This is a genomic window from Paenibacillus sp. FW507-14B1B (assembly GCF_058781425.1).
In genome coordinates this window covers 353,554-376,005 of sequence record NZ_JBYSWS010000004.1, presented here as the reverse complement: position 1 = coordinate 376,005, position 22,452 = coordinate 353,554, and the positions used below count along the sequence as shown (strand labels likewise).

Annotated in this window: 21 protein-coding genes; 5 read left to right on the top strand and 16 right to left on the bottom strand. The window is 45.0% G+C overall.

Annotated features, from left to right (window positions below; genetic code table 11):
- Positions 1-163: 163 nt before the first annotated feature.
- The 5 genes from AC3WJJ_RS20400 to AC3WJJ_RS20380 all read right to left on the bottom strand — a co-directional run bounded on the left by AC3WJJ_RS20400 (position 164) and on the right by AC3WJJ_RS20380 (position 6,008).
- Complete coding sequence (locus AC3WJJ_RS20400) at positions 164-643, bottom strand: glutathione peroxidase (RefSeq protein ID WP_492543501.1); 480 nt, start codon at positions 641-643, stop codon at positions 164-166.
- Positions 644-656: 13 nt separating this feature from the next.
- Complete coding sequence (locus AC3WJJ_RS20395; RefSeq protein WP_492543500.1) at positions 657-2,372, bottom strand: ATP-binding protein; 1,716 nt, start codon at positions 2,370-2,372, stop codon at positions 657-659.
- 41 nt (positions 2,373-2,413) lie between these two features.
- On the bottom strand, positions 2,414-3,424 hold the full coding sequence (locus AC3WJJ_RS20390; RefSeq protein ID WP_492543499.1) for a cobalamin B12-binding domain-containing protein: 1,011 nt from the start codon (positions 3,422-3,424) through the stop codon (positions 2,414-2,416).
- 461 nt (positions 3,425-3,885) lie between these two features.
- A complete protein-coding gene (locus tag AC3WJJ_RS20385) occupies positions 3,886-4,233 on the bottom strand; it encodes a DUF3243 domain-containing protein (RefSeq protein ID WP_422658666.1) in 348 nt (115 codons plus the stop codon).
- A gap of 95 nt (positions 4,234-4,328) precedes the next feature.
- Complete coding sequence (locus AC3WJJ_RS20380) at positions 4,329-6,008, bottom strand: DEAD/DEAH box helicase (RefSeq protein ID WP_492543621.1); 1,680 nt, start codon at positions 6,006-6,008, stop codon at positions 4,329-4,331.
- Between the two features lie 99 nt (positions 6,009-6,107).
- Between AC3WJJ_RS20380 and AC3WJJ_RS20375 the strand changes: the two genes are divergently transcribed.
- Entirely contained in the window at positions 6,108-6,665 is a 558-nt protein-coding gene (locus AC3WJJ_RS20375; protein ID WP_492543498.1) for a hypothetical protein, read from the top strand.
- 23 nt (positions 6,666-6,688) lie between these two features.
- Here the strand turns inward: AC3WJJ_RS20375 and AC3WJJ_RS20370 are convergent, their stop codons facing one another.
- The 7 genes from AC3WJJ_RS20370 to AC3WJJ_RS20340 all read right to left on the bottom strand — a co-directional run bounded on the left by AC3WJJ_RS20370 (position 6,689) and on the right by AC3WJJ_RS20340 (position 13,404).
- Entirely contained in the window at positions 6,689-8,359 is a 1,671-nt protein-coding gene (locus AC3WJJ_RS20370) for an ABC1 kinase family protein (protein ID WP_492543497.1), read from the bottom strand.
- Positions 8,360-8,677 carry a phasin family protein gene (locus AC3WJJ_RS20365; protein WP_422658670.1) on the bottom strand — a complete coding sequence of 106 codons (318 nt, stop codon included), beginning with the start codon at positions 8,675-8,677 and terminating at the stop codon, positions 8,360-8,362.
- A gap of 100 nt (positions 8,678-8,777) precedes the next feature.
- Positions 8,778-9,416, bottom strand: coding sequence for a ThuA domain-containing protein (locus AC3WJJ_RS20360; RefSeq protein ID WP_422658671.1), 639 nt, complete (start codon positions 9,414-9,416; stop codon positions 8,778-8,780).
- A gap of 97 nt (positions 9,417-9,513) precedes the next feature.
- The gene (locus AC3WJJ_RS20355) at positions 9,514-10,335 is read right to left on the bottom strand and encodes a uroporphyrinogen-III synthase (protein WP_492543496.1); all 822 of its coding nucleotides are present in this window, start codon (positions 10,333-10,335) and stop codon (positions 9,514-9,516) included.
- A gap of 261 nt (positions 10,336-10,596) precedes the next feature.
- Positions 10,597-12,060 (bottom strand): catalase, encoded by a 1,464-nt coding sequence (locus AC3WJJ_RS20350; protein ID WP_492543495.1) that lies wholly within the window; start codon positions 12,058-12,060, stop codon positions 10,597-10,599.
- Between the two features lie 154 nt (positions 12,061-12,214).
- Positions 12,215-13,033, bottom strand: a complete 819-nt coding sequence (locus AC3WJJ_RS20345) for a winged helix-turn-helix domain-containing protein (protein ID WP_492543494.1) — start codon at positions 13,031-13,033, stop codon at positions 12,215-12,217.
- The gene (locus AC3WJJ_RS20340) at positions 13,009-13,404 is read right to left on the bottom strand and encodes a Fur family transcriptional regulator (protein ID WP_422658675.1); all 396 of its coding nucleotides are present in this window, start codon (positions 13,402-13,404) and stop codon (positions 13,009-13,011) included. Before AC3WJJ_RS20340 ends, AC3WJJ_RS20345 begins: the two co-directional genes overlap by 25 nt.
- Before the next feature lie 189 nt (positions 13,405-13,593).
- Between AC3WJJ_RS20340 and AC3WJJ_RS20335 the strand changes: the two genes are divergently transcribed.
- From AC3WJJ_RS20335 to AC3WJJ_RS20320, 4 genes are all read left to right on the top strand, one after another.
- A complete protein-coding gene (locus tag AC3WJJ_RS20335) occupies positions 13,594-14,562 on the top strand; it encodes a D-alanyl-D-alanine carboxypeptidase family protein (protein ID WP_492543493.1) in 969 nt (322 codons plus the stop codon).
- 33 nt (positions 14,563-14,595) lie between these two features.
- On the top strand, positions 14,596-15,294 hold the full coding sequence (locus tag AC3WJJ_RS20330) for a response regulator transcription factor (RefSeq protein WP_492543620.1): 699 nt from the start codon (positions 14,596-14,598) through the stop codon (positions 15,292-15,294).
- Between the two features lie 31 nt (positions 15,295-15,325).
- Positions 15,326-16,393 carry a sensor histidine kinase gene (locus tag AC3WJJ_RS20325; protein ID WP_492543492.1) on the top strand — a complete coding sequence of 356 codons (1,068 nt, stop codon included), beginning with the start codon at positions 15,326-15,328 and terminating at the stop codon, positions 16,391-16,393.
- Between the two features lie 134 nt (positions 16,394-16,527).
- Positions 16,528-17,622, top strand: coding sequence for a GGDEF domain-containing protein (locus AC3WJJ_RS20320; RefSeq protein WP_492543491.1), 1,095 nt, complete (start codon positions 16,528-16,530; stop codon positions 17,620-17,622).
- 90 nt (positions 17,623-17,712) lie between these two features.
- Here the strand turns inward: AC3WJJ_RS20320 and AC3WJJ_RS20315 are convergent, their stop codons facing one another.
- From AC3WJJ_RS20315 to AC3WJJ_RS20300, 4 genes are all read right to left on the bottom strand, one after another.
- Complete coding sequence (locus AC3WJJ_RS20315) at positions 17,713-18,651, bottom strand: aldo/keto reductase family protein (protein WP_492543490.1); 939 nt, start codon at positions 18,649-18,651, stop codon at positions 17,713-17,715.
- A 78-nt stretch (positions 18,652-18,729) separates the two neighbouring features.
- Positions 18,730-19,839 carry a Ger(x)C family spore germination protein gene (locus AC3WJJ_RS20310; RefSeq protein WP_492543489.1) on the bottom strand — a complete coding sequence of 370 codons (1,110 nt, stop codon included), beginning with the start codon at positions 19,837-19,839 and terminating at the stop codon, positions 18,730-18,732.
- Positions 19,836-20,948, bottom strand: a complete 1,113-nt coding sequence (locus tag AC3WJJ_RS20305; protein ID WP_492543488.1) for a GerAB/ArcD/ProY family transporter — start codon at positions 20,946-20,948, stop codon at positions 19,836-19,838. The genes AC3WJJ_RS20310 and AC3WJJ_RS20305 overlap by 4 nt, the downstream gene beginning before the upstream one ends.
- Complete coding sequence (locus tag AC3WJJ_RS20300) at positions 20,941-22,338, bottom strand: spore germination protein (protein WP_492543487.1); 1,398 nt, start codon at positions 22,336-22,338, stop codon at positions 20,941-20,943. Before AC3WJJ_RS20300 ends, AC3WJJ_RS20305 begins: the two co-directional genes overlap by 8 nt.
- Positions 22,339-22,452 lie beyond the last annotated feature (114 nt).

Genomic DNA, 22,452 nt, shown 5'->3' with positions numbered 1-22,452 from the left:
ATAAATTTCACATTGCAAGAGACATTCGTTAATTTCTACACTTTGTTCACATTTTCACAATCATAGTGTGATATATCGCACCGACATAAAAAACCACCGGATCAAGGCGTAAAGCCTCAATCCAGTGGTTATCCTAATAGCTAAGTTTAACTGTATAAACGAGTTATCCAAGCAGCGATTCAATGGCTTCCTTCATAACTTCAGGTGCTTCTTTCGGCTCAAACCGAGCAGCCACCTTGCCGTTGCGATCCACTAGAAATTTCGTGAAATTCCATACGATTTCCCCATCTGGTGAATCACCGGGTTGCTCCTTCTTTAAGTAACGGAATAATGGATCTGCCGCTTCCCCATTCACATCTACTTTAGCAAAGACAGGGAAGGTAACACCATAGTTGATCTGGCAGAATGAAGCTGCCTCTTCACTCGTTCCAGGCTCCTGTGCACCAAATTGATTACACGGAAACCCAAGAACTTCTAAGCCCTGAGCCTGATACTGATCATAGAGCTTCTGAAGCTCTCCATATTGTGGAGTCAACCCGCATTTGCTCGCTGTGTTCGCAATCAGTATGACTTTTCCCTTATATTGCTCTAAGGAGACCTCCTGCCCTGCTGGATTGACTGCTTTCATCTCGTAAATTGTCATCTTCATTTCCTCCTCATTGTAGGTACTGTTGTAATGCTTCACATGCTTCTTCATAAGCTGGGAGCAACAATTTAACCGTTTCCTTGTAGGTATCGATCCGGCCCTCTTTAGCAGCCGTCTCAATCTGGGTCAATAAGTCAGATAAACGGACAATTCCCAGACTTAGACTACTTGATTTGAGATCATGTGCTACAGCCGCAATCCTGTCCGCATCAAGATCCTCTACATTCTGCTGAAGTTCATTTATTTTTCCTGGTGTATCTTCAGTATACATTCGAAAAAGAACGGATAACAAATCGCTCTCTTCCCCCATACTCAGAGCTTGAATTTCCCGAATGATTGAATCATCGAGAATCAACGTTTCTTGAGCAGATGGAAGCCATCTTCGCAAAATTTTTGCCAGCGATTCCACAGTGGATGGCTTCGGTAAATAATCATTCATACCCGCATTCAAACATTGGTCCAGCACACTTTCACTTGCATTGCCTGTTAATGCTATGATCGGAACATGTTCTAACGCCTTGGCAGTTTCATATTCTCGAATTCTTACAGCAGCTTCCAAACCCTTTATCTTCGGCATCATTTGGTCCATAAATATTAATGAATAATTTCTTCTCCGGGCTGCAAGGATGACTTCTTCACCATCTTTAACGGTATCAACATCGTGAACACCCAGCTTTCTAAGCTGCATCACGATCACTTGACGATTAATGGGGTTATCTTCAGCAACAAGAACCGGCGCTAACACATTCACTGTACGGTTATCTAATCGTTCTAGATCCAGATTTGAATGGTTTTGTGGGTCTTCATGATCTGAATTCACAGCTCGATCACCTTTATAAAGCTGAACTTCAAACCAGAAACAGGAACCTTTTCCTGGCTCACTATCCACCCCGATCTGTCCATTCATTAGTTCAACAAAAGATTTACATATCGAAAGCCCGAGTCCAGTACCACCATACTGAGGTGAACTACCTTCTTCTGTCTGAGTATAGGGCTGGAATAGTCTATCTTGATCCTCTGCTGATATTCCGATCCCGTTATCCTCCACCTCAAAGCGGATATACTGGTAATTCTGTGCGTCTTCTAGCAATTTCACTCGTAGGTTCAGATGACCATAGCTCGTAAATTTATTCGCATTGCTCAACAAGTTGAGTAAAATTTGAGTCAATCGACCAGAATCTCCGATGAGATTCTCATTCATTTCCTCATCTATATGAAATAGTAGGATATTCCCATTATTTTTAATTTTAATATCAAGTAGTTTAACGATATGGTCAATTATGGACTGAATCCGAACTTGCTGCGTCTTGAGTTCCATTTTGCCAGCATCTATTTTAGATAAATCCAGCAGGTCATTGATCATATTTAATAATAATCCCGCTGAATCTTGTATCACATTCATCATTTCACGGTGTTCAACAGATAGCTCTTCACTCTCTATAAGCTCCGTCATACCAATAATACCGCTCATCGGGGTTCTAATCTCATGACTAATCATGGCTAGAAGTGAACTCTTGGCTTCGTTGGCCCGCTCGGCAGCAATACGTGCCTCTGTAAGCTCTGCATTTGTCTTTGCTAGTTGACGTTGTAAAGTGACTAGTTCGTTATTCATCGCAGAAAACTCAGTTAATGCCTTCTCTTCCTGCGCTTTACTGCGAATAATTTGATCAGATAAACGCTCGATTGTATTCTTCAAATGATCCATTTCACTGTTCGATGGTTGCAAGGGATTACCCCCTTCCTGGTGGTCTACACCGACCTTGTACCTCAACTATTAATTATTGGAGTAACAAGCTCTTCTGCTAAAGATACGGTAGTCTCGGCATCTGGCGCATATCCATCGGCACCTACTTCTTGCCAAAGGTTTGGATCTAGATTAAAGGGAAACCCTCCAACCATGATCTTTACGCCACAAGCAGAAGGTTCCGCTTTGATCTTCATGATCAACTCGCGCACCAGATGAACGTGATAAGTCATTGTAGCAGAAATAGCGATTAGATCCGCTTTATATTCCACAATGGCTTGCACTATACTCTGGTCAGGTACATTGGCTCCCAAATAGTAGGTGTCCCAGCCTTCCATCTCAAACGTATCTGCAACCATGCGTAGTCCAATCTCATGCATTTCACTACCAACACAAGCCGCTATCATCCGAAGACCCTTATGTCCTTTTCCGATCCAATGAGGGTAGAGACTCGATATAATCGATTGCGTAACCGCGGTACAATAATGTTCCTGTGCCACAGTGAGCGTCTTATTATGCCATAAACGTCCAATCTCATATTGGGTTGCTTGAAAAATATGCTTATACAGCGCTTTAACCGGAACACCTTCATCCATAAGTTGATGAACGATAGCTACAGCTTGTCGTCGCTCGCCATCTAGTAATGCCTTCAGATAAGCCTCCGCCTCTGCAGCTAGAGGGCTATCCGGCTTAATAAAACTTGGAGTTGGCGCCGCTGGCTCATTCATTGCTAGCTCAAGATGCTTCAGCACCAACGATTTGTCAGGATGATCGAATTTCTCAACAATTGCCTCTCTAATCGTCTCCAGATTCACTCTCACATCTTCATCAGATACCTTATATCCTGCAAGTAAAACTTTTAGCCAAGATACGTAGTGAATAAACAGTGTCGAACTGTTCACAAGAACGCTCTCGGCTAAGTAATTCAAGGTGTATAACGAATCCTGCTTGGTTCTCATTCTGCCTAAGGGGCCGAAACGCTCTATCAAGTCAGGTTGCCGTGTGTACTGCTTGTCCGTAACCCAATCCGCCAAATCTCCCGCCTGAGTTAACAGTTTCTCTCCTGCGGTGCTATGTTGTATGCTCAGGGTGCATTCCTCCTCGCATTATTCACTCCGCCGAAATCGTGATCACTGCTGTTCAACAAATTTATTATTGTTCTGTAAGAGTTATAAGAAAGCCGGGCTGTTCATTAACAGACCGGCTCCCATTGTGGTAGTCCTATCACTTTCTACGCTCTCTCAACTCACATCCTGCACAGCAGACAGGGATACATACACTCGAGAAAAACCTTTTGTGAAAGATCTTCCTAATTTATATGAAGAATGAATAGTATTTTCTGGTTATCTGTATTATAACGCAAATCAGATCATATTTCGAACGCAGAGAGGTAGGACCCTGCTGAATTATGTTATCCCCCACAAAAATAAAAACAAAAAAATCCTTCTCCGACTTGGGTCGAAAGAAGGATATGATACTTCATTATCTACTGTTACTATTCTGCCTTGCCTTGAGCCAACTTAACTAACAGATGAGCAAGCTTATGCTGCTCTTCTTGTGTGCCGACTTTCCACAATTCTTGTAACAATTTCTCTTCACTGTTACGTGGTTCTTCATTCGCAGCCAAATATCCGGCCACCTTCTCGGCAGCTTGAGCAAGCTGTTCATCATTCAAGCCGATACTTTGTGCCAGTTGAATGCGCTGGTGTAAATACGATTTGAAAGAGTCGAAGTTCTTTAGAATTCGATCCTTTTCGCCATCGTCAATCCGGCTGATTGCGTCATCCATCTTACTCATATCCAAATCACCATTTTTCTTCACTACATGATTATGTTCAGACATGGTAACGCCTCCTTATACATTGACTATGGTAACGTATTTTACTTAACCTGCCCAAAACAGCTTGAATCTATGAATTTACATTATTCTTGTATCAATTAGCGATTACGGCCACGACGTCCACCGCTTTGGCTTCGTCCACCCTCACGGTTCGCGCTCCCACCTCGGCTTGGCCCGTTCGTTCCACGGCCGCCTGAGGTTCTTGCCTTGCCAGCTCCCTCTGGAGCTTTACGTCCGGAGCCTATACCACCTTTGCTCCAACCGCCCTGACCACGATCACTGCTCGGTGCACCTGATCTTGCCCCTTGACGTGTATCCTGTCTGCGATTGTCTTTATTCTTCCGTGCACTTCCTGTCCCTGCCGAAGCCTCACTGCGGCTACCGCGAGCTTCTTGGGAACGCGAAGCGTTACCACCACGTCCTCCTGCCTCTGGACGTCTGCGCCCCTCACCTCGATCATAGTCACGTGCAGCAGAGATATCCCGAGCACGGCTTGTGCGGTTGCCACTGCTGCGATCCGATCCGGAACGATCACGATCACGTGACGCTCCTGAAGCCGTTCTGCGTGGTCTGCCTTCACCTAAACTACTATTTCCGGTAGATTCACGCATCTCACCGCTTGCACCATCCCAGCGAGTCCGTTTCAGACGTAGTGAAATGCCCTGTTCGATCTTCTCCAGCTCTCCACGATCTCTTGGAGATGCGAATGTGATGGCCATACCATTACCACCAGCACGACCTGTCCGGCCAATTCGGTGAATATAGCTCTCTACATCATGCGGAATATCGTAGTTAAATACATGAGTGACACCTTCCACGTCTAATCCCCGAGCCGCAACATCCGTTGCTACCAGAAGCTGAAGCTTCGCATCCCGGAATCGCTTCATTACCGCTTCCCGTTTGGCTTGAGACAAATCACCGTGGAGCTCGTCTGATTGATAGCCGTGGGCTAACAATGCTTCGTTCAGTGTCGATGCCCGGCGCTTCGTACGGCAGAAAATAATCGCCAAGAACGGACGATACTGTTCAATCATACCTCGAAGTGCGTCCTGCTTAGCACGGTCACTGCACTCCACAACTACCTGCTTAATCTGTTCAAGTGGGATTGGGGAAGCACCTTTAATTACAATATCCTCTGGCTGGTTCATATAGTTACCTGCCAGCTGCTTCACACCTGCAGGCATCGTAGCGGAGAACAACATGGTCTGGCGACGATACGGAAGCGCTGCAATGACAGCCTCTACTTCATCCAAAAATCCCATGTGCAACATCTGATCAGCCTCGTCTAGAACGAGTTGTTTTACGCCACCAAGCTCCAATGTACCTCTGCGTAAATGGTCCAGAAGTCTTCCTGGTGTTCCGATGATTAAATGACGTCCACCCTCCAGCTTACGAAGCTGTTTCTCCACATCTTGACCACCATAAACAACCAAGATTTTCACTCCATCTTCTGCTCCGGAAGTCAGCTTTCGTGCTTCCTCCGTTATTTGGAGAGCTAGTTCACGCGTAGGCGCTACAATCAGCGCTTGCGGATATGCGCGTTTCGGGTCAATCCGCTGCAGAATGGGTAGCAGAAAAGCAAGCGTTTTGCCTGTCCCGGTGCGTGCACGGGCAATGACATCCTTTCCAGCCAGCAGCGGAGGAATGCTCTCCAGCTGTACCGGCGTCGGCACGGTAATTCCTTGTTCTTTTAGCGTCCGTACCATTTGTTCGTCAATGCCCAATTGTTGAAAGTTCGGCAAACGTTCCACCTCATTTATAGTATTTCCCGGTAACATCCGGATTGTTTTGAGTGACATTCCAAAAGAAACTGACAAAAGCTTCGCTCTCTGGTAATGTCAGTGTATAGTTCATATTTACGACAAGGAGGTACTTGTATGAATGCAGTTCAGCTTATACTAGCCTTCCTCGTGCTCATGTTGCTGTTCGGAATCATGAACCTGACCATTAATTATATCACGCGCAGGGATCGTAAGGGTCAAGTTTCCTTGCGAATGAAGCTGTGGCTCATTCCGACCTTGTCCACATTTATCATTGTACCTGTCCTGATATTTTCTGTCCTGTTCGACTTGTTATTTCATACAACAGCTAACTACACTCAGATTATATCCTATGAGAATGTAGGCAGCCTGCTCAGCTTTGCACTAGTTGTTCTTGTCTTATTTCTCTTATTCGAGAGTCTAGTCCATCCCCTTAGTATCGGTCTGCTGCGGTTATGGATCGGAAGGGATGCTACCATCTATACCAAACAGTGCATCACGATGATCACAGATACCTGTCTCCTGTATTTGATCTCTATAGTTGTTCCAGGTTTCCATGTTAGTGGATTTCTTCAGGCTCTATCCATTTCAATATTCTACCATCTTATCGAATGGTTTCTTATGGGGGTACAGACCTTCATTCATCATCGAAAGCAGATACGCTCTTCCACATAAGAGTGCTTCACGCCTGTTAATCCTTAAAACCTTCCCGATTTAAAAATGGAATACAGCAACCAGGCCACCATAAGCAACGCCACAATAAATCCAATCTCAATCGCTGGAAAATTCCATAGCATCGTCGGTTGACGGCTTAAAGATGAACCGATGATCAAGCCGACCATGATGATGCTAAACGCCAGCAGTACTATGCTGAAGGATAGACGATTACTGATCTGATCCATTTTACGCATAAGCGCCTGTAGTTCAGGCACACTGATCTCTACCTTCAGCTTCCCCTTACTAATCAATGCAGACAATTGTCTCGCCTGTCCTGGCAGATCGAGCAGCCCTTCGGCAAGACTTGTTACCCCATCTAACACCTTACGCCCGATCCGGCGAGAATTGTAACGTTCCTTAAGTAATTTACGACCAAAGGGCTCAGCCATGTCGATGATACTGATCTTTGGATCCAGCTGCTCAATAACACCCTCAAGGGTTAGTAATGACTTGCCGAGCAGTGTTAAATCTGCCGGCAGAATGATCTGATGACGCTGAGCCACACCGAATAGATCACTAAGCGCCTTTCCCACTTTTACCTGGGCAAAAGGAACATCCAAATATTCATTTCTCAGTCGTTCCATATCGGATCTTAAATGCTCAAGATCACACTCATCCGGTACTAATCCCATGCGGAGAATGGAGCGAATCATACCATCCGTACTCCGCCGCATCAGTGCGATAATCAGCCCCGATAAATGGCCCTTCATATCCTCACTCAGGTGACCCACTAAGCCAAAATCCAAGAATACCAGCTTCCCGTCTTTCTTCACCAGCAAATTACCGGGATGAGGATCCGCATGGAAAAAACCTTCAATAAATATTTGGTGGAGCATGCCCTCGATTAAATGCTCGGCTACCGCCTTCAAGTCATAACCCTTGTCCGCAAGTTCCTTGCTTCTACTCAGGGTAATGCCCTCAACATATTCCATCATAAGTACTCTTGATGTTGTATATTCCCAGTATATTGAGGGTATTTCAAAGTCCTTATTCTCGATAAACCCTGCAGCGATCTTCTCTGAATTCCGCGCTTCATGACTGTAGTCCATCTCGGTCAAGACCGCACGGGCAAATTCGTCTACAATCCGGTCAACCCGGTATTGTTTCACCCAATCCCAATGTTTCTCCGCTAAAGAAACCATGTCCTTTAGAATTTCAAGATCTCTTCCAATCATCTTCTCAACACCAGGGCGCTGAACTTTTATGGCAACCGTCTCTCCGCTCTTCAATACCCCGGTATGTACCTGACCGATCGAAGCTGCGGCAAGCGGCTGGTCCTCGAATGAGTGAAGCACCTGATCAATAGGAACCCCCCACTCATGCTCAATCAGTGCCCTGGCGCTTTCTGAAGAAAAGGGAGGCACCCGCTCCTGCAGTTTCACCAATTCCTGTATAATATGGTCCGGTAATAGATCCGAACGCGTGCTAGCCAACTGGCCAAACTTAACGAAGGCCGGACCTAAATCTTCGAGTACTCGCCGAATTCTCTCACCCAGTTTAATACTCTCTGGCTCCTCATGAGATATCCATCTCACAGGAAGTGAGAGAATATGAAATAGTCCCATCTCCTCCACCATATAGCCAAAGCCATGACGCATAAGCGCCATGGCGATTTCCCGGTACCTTCCGGCATGTCTGATACGAACAGCCATTTATTCGGACCGTGGCCCTTCCAGCTCTTCTACTTTCTTCTCCAGAGCCGCAATCCGCTGTTCCAGGCTGACGATATCATTCTCAGTCGGAACATCCAGTTCAGATAATACACGCTTTACTTGATCTTGTATGAACGTCTTAATTTGGGACTGTTCTTCATCTCCGCGCTCAATAAGTCGACTCACAAGCGCTTTAGATTCATCCGGGGCTAGCTCTCCCCGCTTCACCAAATCATCCACTACTTTTTCAACTTTTTCCTTGCTGACTACGGTAAGGCCTAATCCTAGCGAGATTGCTTTTTTAAAAAGATCACTCATGGTTTTTTCCTCCCGGTCTTAGTCTTAGGTTCATTATACCCTGAATACATATAAGAAAAAAACGGCGTGCTTCCACGAACATAAAAGTCCCGATGAACAATTATCCTGGGAAACGTGATGCCCATTTCGCAGCCTGTGTGATCATGGATCTCACTGGTGGCTGAATAAACGTTGGCTCGTGGTGACCTGGCATCAAGAATACAACTCTTCCAATCCCATAAGTGTGACACCAAGCTGCCGGCCAGAATTGCCCCTCATGCTCATATTGAAGCAATACGGTTTTATCTGTAAAAGGATCAAATATGAAGCGGTAGGCTTCTTCCTCAAGTTCGAACGGCTCAATCCCTTTCATAATATCATGTCCAGGTGCAGCTGGAGTGAACGACAGCTTTTGAATGGGTGGGTGGCCGTCAAATCTTGCTCCGATTAACTGAGCCAGTTCATATCGATTAGCAAGTGTAATCCCGTTATGAATGACTAGTAGTCCGCCGCCGCCACTTACATAAGACAGTAGTCCTGCCGTTTGCTGTGGGGATACCTTCTCATCCCATAAATCGCTATAAGCGATGCAGAGATCGTAAGGGTACAGGTTGCTTTCCTTCAACATTTTATGATTCTCGGTGCACTGCACCGTAAACTTATCATTCAATAAGTGAGAGATTTGTGTATCGATTCCTTGAAGTGGGTGAAATTTAGGATGCGTATAGCTTCCCAGTAATAGTGCTTTTTTTCTATCCATAGATAGAGACCTCCTTGCTTAATTAAGTGTATCTTGCATACGCTCTTCTTATTACCGTACTATCAATTTTCCCGATATGCACGTAACATAGTCACATTTAAGAAGAAATCGTTGTCTGGGCAAAATATCGTCCAAGTTCAACCATCATACTGCCCATTCGTTCCTCTTCCGGCACAACCTTCACTTCGACCCCTTCTTCACGAAGGCCTTGAGCCGTTACTTTACCGACAGCAACTGCGATGACGTTATCTTCGAACGCATGGATTAATGCATCAAACTTGTCTTCTTTGCGGGCATATTCAGATAAGAAGCGGAACTGAGGAGCACTGGTGAACGTTACCGCATCGACCTTACTTTCCAGAATCTCTCCGAGCAACAGTTCAAGATCTTGCTCCTCTGGCGGAATATGCTTATAGGGAAGGATCTGATCGATCTCTGCGCCTTTCTCCTGCAGCCACTGCACCAGCTTCGGAGCAGATTCGCCGTGGAGTTGAAGCATAACACGTTTTCCTTCGAGATCATGTGCTTCAAATGAACGAATTAATCCTGCGGTACTCCCGTCGTCGTCTCTTACGATCGGTGCAAGTCCTCGCTTTTTCAGAGCATTTACAGTCTTATAACCTCTTGCTGCAATCGATGTATTCGCTAATATTTCAAGCAACTTGTCCAGTACGTCCATCTGCTCGGCTGTGTTCAGAATGGCTTCTAATCCGATTCCCGTTGTAAACACATTCCAGGCCGGGGGTTCGCTCACCCAAGCAGTAATAGACGCCCGAAGCGCTTCATCATCCAAAAAAACAGTTCCCTGAGCAGGACGAAGCACTGGTGTTCCGCCCATTTTCTCTACCAGTTTCGCCATATCTGTTGCCTTACGGGGACCCGCAAGTGCGATGACCTTCCCCTTCATATGTTGCGCCAATAATTTCGCCTCCCGTTCTTGCCTTCGATAGACCTGCTGTGTTTTGTTATTTAATACAGTATACTTGCCTTGCTTATATATATAAAGCCACTTTGGTCTTATTTACGTTTGAAACTCCTTTTGTATTTGCACTTAAAGACACTGTATGTATGAATCGTTTCTATAAAAGCACAAAAAGCAGGCAGCAACGGGACAAACCCTTGGCTAGCCTGCTTTTATTATATGAACTGGTCAAACAACAACCAGGAACAAATCCTTCAATTATACCTGAGGTGCACCTGGTACAAATGCACTTACATCCACACCAAGTCCTGCAGCAAGACGACCTCCAAGGCCAGCATCTGCACGGAAAAAGTTGCACAGTGCACGCATCTGAATATCCTGCTTCACTTGACTAAGGTCCGTAACAAGATTGCGGAGGAGATTCGCTTGCTGCTCAGCTGTAAAGGAGCGGTAAAGCTCACCGGCTTGCGTAAAGTCGTCCGTCTTCTCAATCTTCTGGCGTGTGACATGACCAACCAAAGGAGCTTCGCTCTCACGATATGATGGGTCTTCACTCGGACCGCTTGTATAGCTGTTTGGCTCATAGTTAACCGGTGACGGATCTTGATTCACATTCATGAGTCCATCACGCTGATGATTTCTAACAGGTGCGTATGGACAGTTGATTGGTATTTGCAAATAATTCGCTCCAAGACGGTGACGCTGTGTATCTGGGTAAGAGAAGAGTCTACCTTGAAGCAATTTATCCTCAGATGGTTCAATTCCCGGCACAAGTGCACTTGGTGAGAATGCAGCTTGCTCTACCTCTGCAAAAAAGTTCTGCGGGTTCCGATTCAGTGTCATGGTACCAACAGTCACGAACGGGAAGCGGTCTTCCGGCCAAGTCTTTGTTGGATCCAGTGGATCGAATGACAGGTCATCCATCTCATCTGGAGACATCATCTGGACAACCAGACGCCATTTCGGGAAGTTTCCTTCAGCGATGTTCTCGCGCAGATCTCGAGTCGCATGGTTAAAGTCCTGTCCTTGCACTTCTTGAACCTCATCCGCACTCAGTGTCTTAACACCCTGCTGGGATTCCCATTTATATTTAATGTATGTGACTTTCCCTTCCGCGTTCACCCACTTGAAGGAATGGACACTAAAGCCGTCCATTTGACGATAATTTGCAGGAGTACCGTGATCCGAGAATAACCAAGTCATCATATGAGTAGATTCCGGAGTCAAGGTCATGAAATCCCAGTAGCGTCCAGGCTCTTGAATGTTACTCTCTGGTGATGGTTTCAACGAGTGAACCATATCCGGGAATTTAATCGCATCGCGGATAAAGAATACCGGCAAATGGTTACCTACGATATCGTAGTTTCCTTCTTCCGTATAGAATTTAACGGCAAAGCCTCTCGGGTCACGAGCCGTCTCTGGTGATCCTGTTCCGTGAATTACGGTGGAGAATCGGACAAATACCGGTGTTTCTTGGCCCGCTTCTTGTAGGAAAGCTGCACGGGTATATGATTTCATACTATTCTCAACAACAAAGACACCATGTGCTCCTGCGCCGCGAGCATGAACGACCCGCTCTGGAATACGTTCTCGGTCAAAATGAGCGATTTTTTCAATCAGGTGATAATCTTCCAATAGCGCAGGACCACGGCGTCCTGCTGTTTTTGAATTTTGGTTATCGGCTACAGGAGCCCCTTGGTTTGTTGTCAAACGATGATCCATATATTATTCCTCCAATTAATCTATATTTGATTTTAGACTGAATCTAAATTTATAAATTAATTGTATCATCCCTTTAAGCCCTCTTCATGATCAAAAGATGATCCTTAAATGAAGATCACATGAATAGACATCCAGCAAGATAAAAAAAGAGGAATCAGTCCGCCAAGCGGTATCCGACTCCTCTAACCGTTGTGATATAACGCGGGGAACCCGCTTTATCACCAAGTTTTTTTCGCAGACTTTTAATATGAACATCGACGACATTACTCCCCCCAAGAAAATCAGTATCCCAGATTTCACTCATCAGATCTTCTCGGGTACATACACCGCCCTCACGATCCAGCAGAAGGGTCAGAAGGCTATACTCTGTCTTCGTTAAATGGATGACTGTGCTTGCACGTTCCACTATCATTTTGTCCCGATCTATGCACAAGTCCTTGAATACTTGCTGGCCTACGCTCTTGCTCTCTTCCTTAGGCAATGGGGATACCGAATATACACGAATAGCTCGCTGAACCTGATACATCGTTGTCTCTTTAGAGCGAGCTGGCCATACCATTAATTCCTCCTGCAGCAAGCTTCCACTTGCACGACTCATCAGATCTGCACTAACCAAGTACATCACTGGAACACGCATCTGTTCGAAATGAGGAAGCAACTGATTCCGCTCCACTTCAAACTGCTCAGCGTCGGTGCATCCTGTCAGATCGGCCAAGACTAATCCTGTATGCAGTGCAGAATGCAGCTCCGGCTCCCACTGCCGCATCACCATGACATCAAAACAGTTCTCAGACAAGATCCCAACCAATTCATGAACGCGGGCCGGATTCTTACTGATCATAGCTGCGCGAAAAATGGATACTGGACACTTATTATCTGTTATCTCCTCGGGGGTCGGACGTCCATAAAGACTTCCCCCTTGCCGGCCTTTCATCGGAATTCGTTCAATTACTTGTTCCGCTTGATTTGGCATTCTGGGCACACCCCCCCAAATACTACATGTGCATGATTAATAACGTACCCCGTCTCTTCTGTAACTGTTTCTGTCCACTCCTTGGGAACCTCTGTCATCACTTCGTCTACCTTGCCACAGATTTCACACATAATATGCTGATGTTCATCCGTACGAGCATCGTAGCGGCTCATTCCTTCACCGAGCTTTAATTCCCGAATCAACTGCTTGTCAGTTAAGTAACGAAGTGAATTATAAACGGTTCCGTATGCCAGATTGTTTCCTTTCTCCACCAACCGGTTCATAATGTCTGCTGCGGTGGGATGGTCCTCTGAATGCCGGACTATATCATAAACTGCTTGCCGTTGTGTCGTTAAATTTAATGATTTCAAGGTATTCACCCTTTTTGATTTATTTTTAGATCAAGTATAAATCTTATTTCTGATCAGGTCAATCCATCTAACTGGCGTGATTCTTTAACATTTCTTAAGAAACGATTAATAAATAATTAAATCCAGTTGTCTACACTACAATTATTAGATTTATGCAAATACATATAACTGGAGGCGTGTAATTTAGCGATGGATACCATATCAAGACGATCATCGGAACCTCAAACGATATTTCAGCGGAAACGGAAAAAGCAATCTCGGCTATCACTCATCGTTCTCACGCTAGGCGTTATCTTCGTCTCTGTTTATATCATAAGAATATTCATCCCACCACAAATGAAAGTGGCATCTGCTGTGCTTATCAATGCAGATACCGGTAAGGTCCTATATTCATATAATGGAGATCAAGCACTTCCACCTGCTAGCATGTCCAAAATGATGACAGAGCTTATCGTTCTCGAAGCAATTGCCTCGAAGCAGCACACGTGGGATGAGATTGTATCGATCAGCCATTATGCTGCAAACGTCCCTGGATCACAGATAGGGGTCGAGGAAGGTGAAAGTTACAGTCTGAAGCAGTTGTTCGATTCACTTGTTATCCATTCAGCTAACGATGCTGCAGTCGCCATTGCAGAACATATCAGTGGATCTGAAGCTGCCTTTGTGCGACTCATGAATACAAAAGCCCGGGCAATTGGACTATCCGCCAAAACCGTGTACGCCAATGCGTCTGGTCTGACAGCAGATGATCTTCAAGATTTCACTGGAGCAGCCTCTTCCGCAGATACAATGATGACGGCTCAGGATGCTGCCAAGCTCACGAGATGGCTTCTTCATAACTATCCAGATGTGCTTGAAGTGTCCCGTCAGAAAGAGATCTCCATCCCGCAGCGACAAGTATCCTTACGAACGACCAATCTTATGTTGCCTGGTGAAGCTCATGCTTATCGAGGAACAGATGGTTTTAAGACTGGGTACACTCGGCAAGCAGGCTACTGCTTCACGGGAACGGCCGAGCGAGGCGGAAGCCGTCTGATCTCTGTTGTAATGGGCGCTGCTGATTCTGATGAAAGATTTACAGAAACACGTAAGCTACTCGACTATGGATTCCGCAGGCATAGTACATTATGGGATACCTTAACTTCCTTTTTAGGGTAAACTTAATGTTAGTTCTAAGTATTGGGGGCGTTTATCATTCGAAGTATATTAGTGGTAGATGACGATAAGGAAATCGCAGGACTGATCTCGATCTATTTGGAGAACGAGGGGTTTCAGGTCATCAAAGCACATGATGGTGAAGAAGCACTTATGCAGCTGGAGACCAGAGCAGGCTCCATTGTTCTCGTTATCCTAGACGTGATGATGCCTAAATTAAATGGGATGGAGGCTTGCCGAAAGATCAGAGAAACATCATCCATTCCAATCTTAATGCTAAGTGCCAAGAGTGAGGATATGGATAAAATCCTTGGGCTCATGACCGGAGCAGATGATTATATGATTAAGCCATTCAATCCGCTGGAGTTAACTACAAGGGTGAAATCCCTTCTGCGGCGATCGCTGCAATACAATTTAGAGCAACCGCAGGCTATCCCGGATAGCTTGCACTTAGACGGACTTGAAATAAATCGAACCACACATGAAGTTTTGGCTAACGGTCTACACATATCACTCACCGCCAGAGAATTCGATATTTTGTATTTGCTTGCCCGGCAGCCAGGACGGATCTTTAGCGCGGAGGATATTTTTCAGCAGGTGTGGAAAGAAAAATATTACGTTTCGAACAATACGGTGATGGTACATATCAGCAATCTTAGGGACAAGCTAGAAAAAGAACTTGGTTATAAACTCATTCAGACGGTGTGGGGCGTTGGGTATAAGATCAATGCGTAAATTTCAGTGGAAGCTTATTACTCTCTTTTTCTTGAGTTTAGGGCTGACTGTACTTATACTGTTCGGCATTCTACTCCTCGCCAGATATCTTGGACGTACCTATTGGGCTGACCCATGGATTGATTTGATATTTCGAATTAATCGTGGGACGGCTAGTTTTTTTGGATTCCCGATTCTTGCCACACTCAGTGGGATCCTGCTCTTCGTTGGGATTGTGCTCCTGCTAAGTAGAAAAACAATTGTGACGATGAATCAGTTAATGGAAGGGACGAATCGTCTTGCACGGGGAGAGTTGGATCAGGAAATTCGTGTGAAATCTGATGATGAATTCGGACTTATGGCTGATCATATTAACCGAATGGCTAAACAGCTGAAGCTTTCCATGGAGGAAGAACGCATGGCTGTACAAGCTAAGAATGAACTCATCAGCAACGTATCCCATGACCTGCGCACGCCTCTCACGTCCATTATAGGTTATCTACGACTTGTTAACGAAGACCGCTATAAAGATGAAGTTGAGCTTCGGTATTATACAGAGATTGCATTCGAGAAGTCGCTCCGGCTTGGAAGACTGGTGAACGATCTCTTCGAATATACAAGGATGGGACACTCACCGCTGAACCTTGCAGATATTAATCTTGTAGAACTGCTTGGTCAGCTTGCGGCTGACTTTTCCTTGGCAGGGCACACACGTCATGATAACGTGCAGGTTGTGTTCACAGCCGCTGAAGAGAAGATCATTATCCATGCAGATGGAGATAAATTAATGCGCACCTTCGAGAATCTTCTCTCCAATGCTGTTCGTCATGGAAAGGAAGCAGGTAGGATCAATCTAACCGTTAAAATAGATGCACAGCACGCTGTTGTACAGGTTATTAATTTTGGACCCCCTATACCGCCTCATGCTGTTGACCATATTTTTGAGCGGTTCTATCGTGCAGATGCTTCACGTACAGACAAAACAGGAGGGGCAGGTCTAGGTCTTGCGATTGTCAAAAGCATCGTAGACGCTCATCACGGTATAATCCGTGTAAGTAGTACACCAGCACAGACGATATTTGAGGTTCATCTGCCGTTAAAAGAAACCACCACTCCATAAATATTAGCAACATTTTCGTATATTAATCGACAAACAATTCCATTTTCCGATAAAATAGGAAAAACGCTAACAGCATAACTAGCGAATCTATACCGTTGAAATCGGTATGTGAGAGGAATGGAATGCTTCTTATTATGATTAACATACTGTTTGCTAACTTCTGCATGTTCGTTACTTTCTTGTACATTTCAGGTTTATTGTCCCAGCGATATGTCGTAGGCGTTCAGTCTCCTTCCTATATTGTAAAGATAAATGCTGGACTGCTCTTTGGGATCTACGGCATCATTCTGATGTATTATGCGTTTCCCATCAGCCCACTGTTAATTTCTGATCTCAGGCATTTAGCAATTGTTGTTATCGCGAGCTATTTAGGCTGGCTTCCGTCCCTTATTGCAGGCTTTCTGATCGGGGTTGGGCGCATGCTCTTGTTCGGTCTGACCGCTTCCTCAATAAGTGCAGCCATAGGCACTTGCCTGATCGGGATCCTATGCGGATTGGTCTCTTGTTATCGTGGAAAGCGACTCGTCAAAATGCTATTTATGAACTTGATAAGCCTGCTCATTATCTTGTTAACGCTGCTTATCAATCTGAAAGAACGAGGTAATATCTTCGAATTGTTCACGATTCAGCTAGTTATTTCTACGCTCGGTACTCTAATTATCTATACCTTAACTGAGCATATTAACGCATCTAACAAACTGTTTCTACAGATGAAAAAAAATTCAGAAACCGATCACCTCACCAGTCTGAACAATCTGCGTCAATTCGAGCAACTTCTATTAGAGCGATTCATGGAAGCTCAACATTTCAATGAAAGACTAGGTGTTCTCGCTGTCGATATTGACCATTTCAAAAAAATAAACGACACCTATGGTCATGCTGCCGGAGATGTAGTCTTGCAGCAGCTAGGCAGGTTATTAAAGAGCCATACTCGCTCCTTGGATGAGGTGTCACGAAATGGTGGGGAAGAGTTCTCGGTCTTGGTCCCTGGAACATTACGGGGGGAAGTGACCACACTTGCTGAGAAGATTCGGATTGCGGTGGAGAATCATTCCTTTGAGCTGCCAGACGGTACGAAGTTAAAGATCACCGTATCTATCGGAGCTGCGGTGCATCCAGATACGATAGACGCTGCAGATGCTAAGGATTTACTTGAGCAGGCTGACCGAGAGCTGTACAGAGCAAAGCATGCTGGACGGAATCAGGTATGTATTGCTTCTGGTCGCTAATACGTAGATACAAGATCAACTGGTGTTACTCACATTTACGAACGAAGGATCCGCCCATGATGGTACGGATCCTTCTTCATATTTATCGATTTACTTCAATATTTCTTCAATCGCTGTCAGCGTATCGGGCGATAATTTAATCCCTGAAGCCTTTACATTCTCTTCTACTTGCTCTGGCCTGCTTGCACCCACAAGTGCACTAGCTACATTACTCTGCCTCAAGATCCACGCAAGTGCTAGCTGTCCCACACTAATACCGTGCTCGTTCGCAATATGGCCAAGCGCCTGTACTTGGTGTATCCGCTCCTCACTAATCTTCAGTCGATCCGATCCAAGCTTTGAAGCACGGCTATTCTCCGGAACTTTCTCTGCAGACGCATACTTCCCTGTTAGAATGCCTTGGGCAAGTGGAGAATAGACAACTTGGCCAATTCCCTTCTTCTCCCCGAGTGGAATAATCTCTTCTTCAATACTGCGTTCAAACATGTTATACAGCGGTTGATTGACGACAATCCGATCCAGTAGATAACGATCCGCTACCGCTAATGCTTCCTCCATCTGAGCTGCTGTCCACCTGCTAACACCGACATACAGAACCTTGCCTTGACGAACTAGGTCATCTAGAGCACGAAGGGTCTCCTCGACTGGCGTTTCTGGATCAAAACGATGGCAATAATAAATGTCTACATAATCGGTGCCAAGACGCTTTAAGCTGGCATGGCACTGTTCCATAATATGTTTACGGGAAAGTCCCTGATCATTCGGGCCGTCGCCCATCTTCCCGAATACTTTTGTCGCAAGTACATAAGATTCACGCGGAAATGCCTTTAATGTCTCTCCCACAACCACCTCAGCAGCCCCTTGTTCATAGACATTAGCTGTATCGAAGAAGTTAACACCCAGGCCATACGCTGTTTGGATGGATTTCACCGCATTCTCACGCTCTACATAGCCACCATAAGTCAACCAACTGCCCAGACTAATCTCACTTACCTTTAATCCGCTATTGCCTAATCTTCTAAACTCCATATGGGGAAAACCTCCTTGCGATAAATATATATACTCTATATTTTAACATCATCTTGAACAATTCATAGATACTCACGATTAGCGGTTATAGCCCGTCGATTTAATGGCGGTGTGCACTTTAACCCCGAACTTAATCCGAGGATACATCTCTCTCCACTCCTCTACCTCTGTTTCATTATTCCAATGTGTTCCGAAATAGCGAAGACCGAAGCCAAGTGGATCGACGCCGGTCTTTTGTATTTTTTCAAGCAGCTTCGTAACATCGGTTGCAATTTCTTTACTAAAACCCTGCTCAATATTAACAATATCCTGATGCGTCAATTTCCCCACCTCGTCCTTCTCCTCCAGATTTCCCATCAGCCGGATGGTGTAAATAATCTCTTCTTGTCCAAGGCCCCCGTTCTTAATGTTGAACTTTGCTCTGCTATTCGTGATGTTAGCCTCATAATGATTGCCGCCCTGCTCCATCCCGAAGTTCGTTCTCAGATCTTTGCGAAAGAGCAGATTGAATAGCTTTGTCTCCTCTGGCGACAAGATTTCCAGTACCTTCTGCTTGTCCATTAGAGCAACCTTCTTAATATCAAGCAGTGATTCATTCACCACTTCAATTACAGGCATGATTGGGTCCTTCCCCTTTTCATTCATCCTTCTTGCCAGATCAAAAGAGTACATCTTGGTGATATACGGTGAATCTGATCCGTCCTCACTCAGTGCGAGGAACAGGGAGTTACCCGCGATACGCTCTGTCTTAGGCTGTACTTTGAGCACCGCCTCAGCTGTGGGAATGGCAACCGTAGGATACATAAGCAGCTGAATATCCCTGCGCCGAATCGTCCAATCTTGGACTTTACGAATATCCCTGCGTGCGTAGGCTTCTCCGTACATTACGCCTTTGCAATGCCCAAAATCGAGCTCTTTATCGACCTTTGACTTGGCTTGCCGAATCGCCGTAGCTATATTAGTGGCATCCTCGGTCACAACCAGTAAATTAACCTCCCCAGTCTTGGGGTCGCCTGTTGGAAGTGACATTTTGAAGCTGAATCGCAGCAGATCAGAGTTATCTTCAATGACGTCCACTCCAATAGCCACCACAAATAAACGAAGGTCGATGTCACGGAATTCACAGCCTCCCAAGATCATCAGCGAGGAGCACATCAGCATAACCAGATAACGCTTGAAATGCTTCATACACGCCACCTCCTCTGCATCACGAAGTAAAACATCAGTCCTAACAAAACAATCTCGCCAACAAAACGCAAATTGAGAAACATTTGAGCCATCTGGTTCAGAGTGAACTGGTCTAATAGCCATGCACAGGCATACACAAGAGCAGAGAATACACCCAGAATCCACCACTCCAGCTTGCTTTTCTGTTGCGACAGATGTGCGGATGAAGACATAGCCTTCTTATGAAAGGACCCGAGCAATAATTCTTTGGACACATGCCAATGAATGATTGTGTTCATTAATGACAGAGACATATACACAACATAAAAGACATAGATCATTCGCTCGACAATAAAGTATCGAATCCGTAGTGAGTCTATCGTAGAGAATGCAGGATAAACGTGCTCACCAGCACCGTCAGCACCTAAAAAACCGATCGGGGCAAACATCGAGATGATCAACGTAAAGAAACCAATGATGCAGAACAGCCATAAATGTCTAATCTTTACCTTCTTGAATACCCGATTAAAGATCACCATATTAACGTATCCACTAAAAATAAAAGTTGCCCCAGCGATCGTCTCATAGCGCGGCATCTGCCATACATAAGTGATAATCTGCATAACCGCATCCCACTCAAAGTGCGGACTGCTGAACACCCGCCATACCATGTAAACAATAAGTGGGACCGTCATATAAAGAACAATCTCTAACGCATACAATATAGACTCCGAATCGAGCCTTGCACAAAGCCCTACCACGACCAAAAAACCAACAAGCACAACATATGGCGAGACATCGGGACTAATATAACGCACTGTAATATCTACGAATCCTACTAGTGTAAGTACACTGGACAAATACCAGATACATCCCATTACAAATAACAGCGGCCTGCTAATCCAACCTGGAAGTGCTTTACTCATGATTTCTGGCAATCCTTGCTGGGGAAATTTAGCGATCATTTCGCAAAATAAGTACAGCAGCAGTACTCCGACCGGAAGGGCAATCATGATCGAGATGATTGAACCGTTAAACCGATCCTCTATAAGTACTCGGGGAACATAGTTAACCAGATTGATAAGAGCATTCAATAGAAAGAGGTACAAGAAATAAATATTCTTAACCATTGTTCTGTCCCTCCTTCGCGCTCTTATCAATGGCGAACATCTTAAAGTACGGTTTACCAAAACTCCGGAGACTAGTTAGATACATAATCATTCCAATCATCCCTAGAACGATGCCGACTAAACCGAAAAAAGTAGATAACAAGATGAAGATATATTTGGCCACTCGAATGCCAAAGCTCATCATGGTTAATGGAATTACAAAATTCGTAATGGCTACCGCGGCGACCAGGATTACCATAATATTACTGACCAATCCTGCCTCCGTCGCTGCTGTACCCAAAATTAACCCGCCAACTGTTGTTGCCGTAGGGCCTATCGATTTCGGCAGCCGTACACTCGCTTCCATCAGAAACTCCATGGCGAGCAGCATGAATAGCACCTCGAAAAAAGACGGATATGGCACCGTAGCTCGGCTGCCCGCAATCAGCAGCGTAATCTGCATCTTGAGTATTTCGGGATTATAAGACGTAAAGGCGACATAAAGAGCAGGCAGAAGAACAGTCAGGAATAACCCGATGTAACGTATAACCTTTAGAAACCATCCGATCGGGGGCAACTGAATCTGATCATCCATCGCTGTAAAGAAATCATTAAATATAGCAGGCAATAAAAGAACGTATCCGGTTGTGTCCATAACGACCGCTATTTTCCCTTGTGATATATTCAGCACGGTTCGATCCGGACGCTCACTCAGCATAATTGTAGGAAATAACCGAAGATTCGGTTTCATCGTGAATCTCTCGATTTCCGAAGCAGATTGTACAACGTCTTCATCAATTAGCGATAGACGATGCCTGAGCTCTTTAAGCACATTCTGGTCAACTCTGCGATCGTCGTACAAAATGGCGATCCGGGTCTTAGATGTTTTGCCCAAATTCATATATTCAGATTTCAAATGGGCCGTCTGATATCTACGCCGTATCAAGTTCATGTTGGTATCAATACTCTCAGTAAATGAATCTGTGGGACCCTGAATGACATTCTCCGTTGAGGCTGGTGATACATCGGCTCCTTCCACCCATAAGGCATCGAACAAATAAATATGTTCTTTCGTAAAGACCACAACTTGTCCTTTAAGTACATTATCCAGTGCATCTTCCCCGTCCTTTGCTACTTTACTGGAGGGATAAGAGCGTACGTAATCACAATATTGCTCTGTATTCTGAATTTCGTAATATCGGTTGACCAAGTTCTCACTGACAAAGTTAGGGTCACAGAGACTTTTGAAATAAATAAGCTCAATGGTCTCACTGCCATCTGAGAGGTGAACCTGCTCTTTGTCACCTATATCCTCAAGTTGCTTCAATAACCACTGCTTCGTCTGATCCGTACTGCTTATCTGACTTACCATCTCCATCACCTCGCTTTTTCCGTCTCTTAGCCGTTTCATGTTCTGTAGACTAATGATTATCCTTTGCAAAATAGTTCCAATTTATGAGTGAGAGACTGGATTCGTTTCTTTTTTCTGGTAGGTGGTAATAATGAAGCACAGGCAATACGTAAT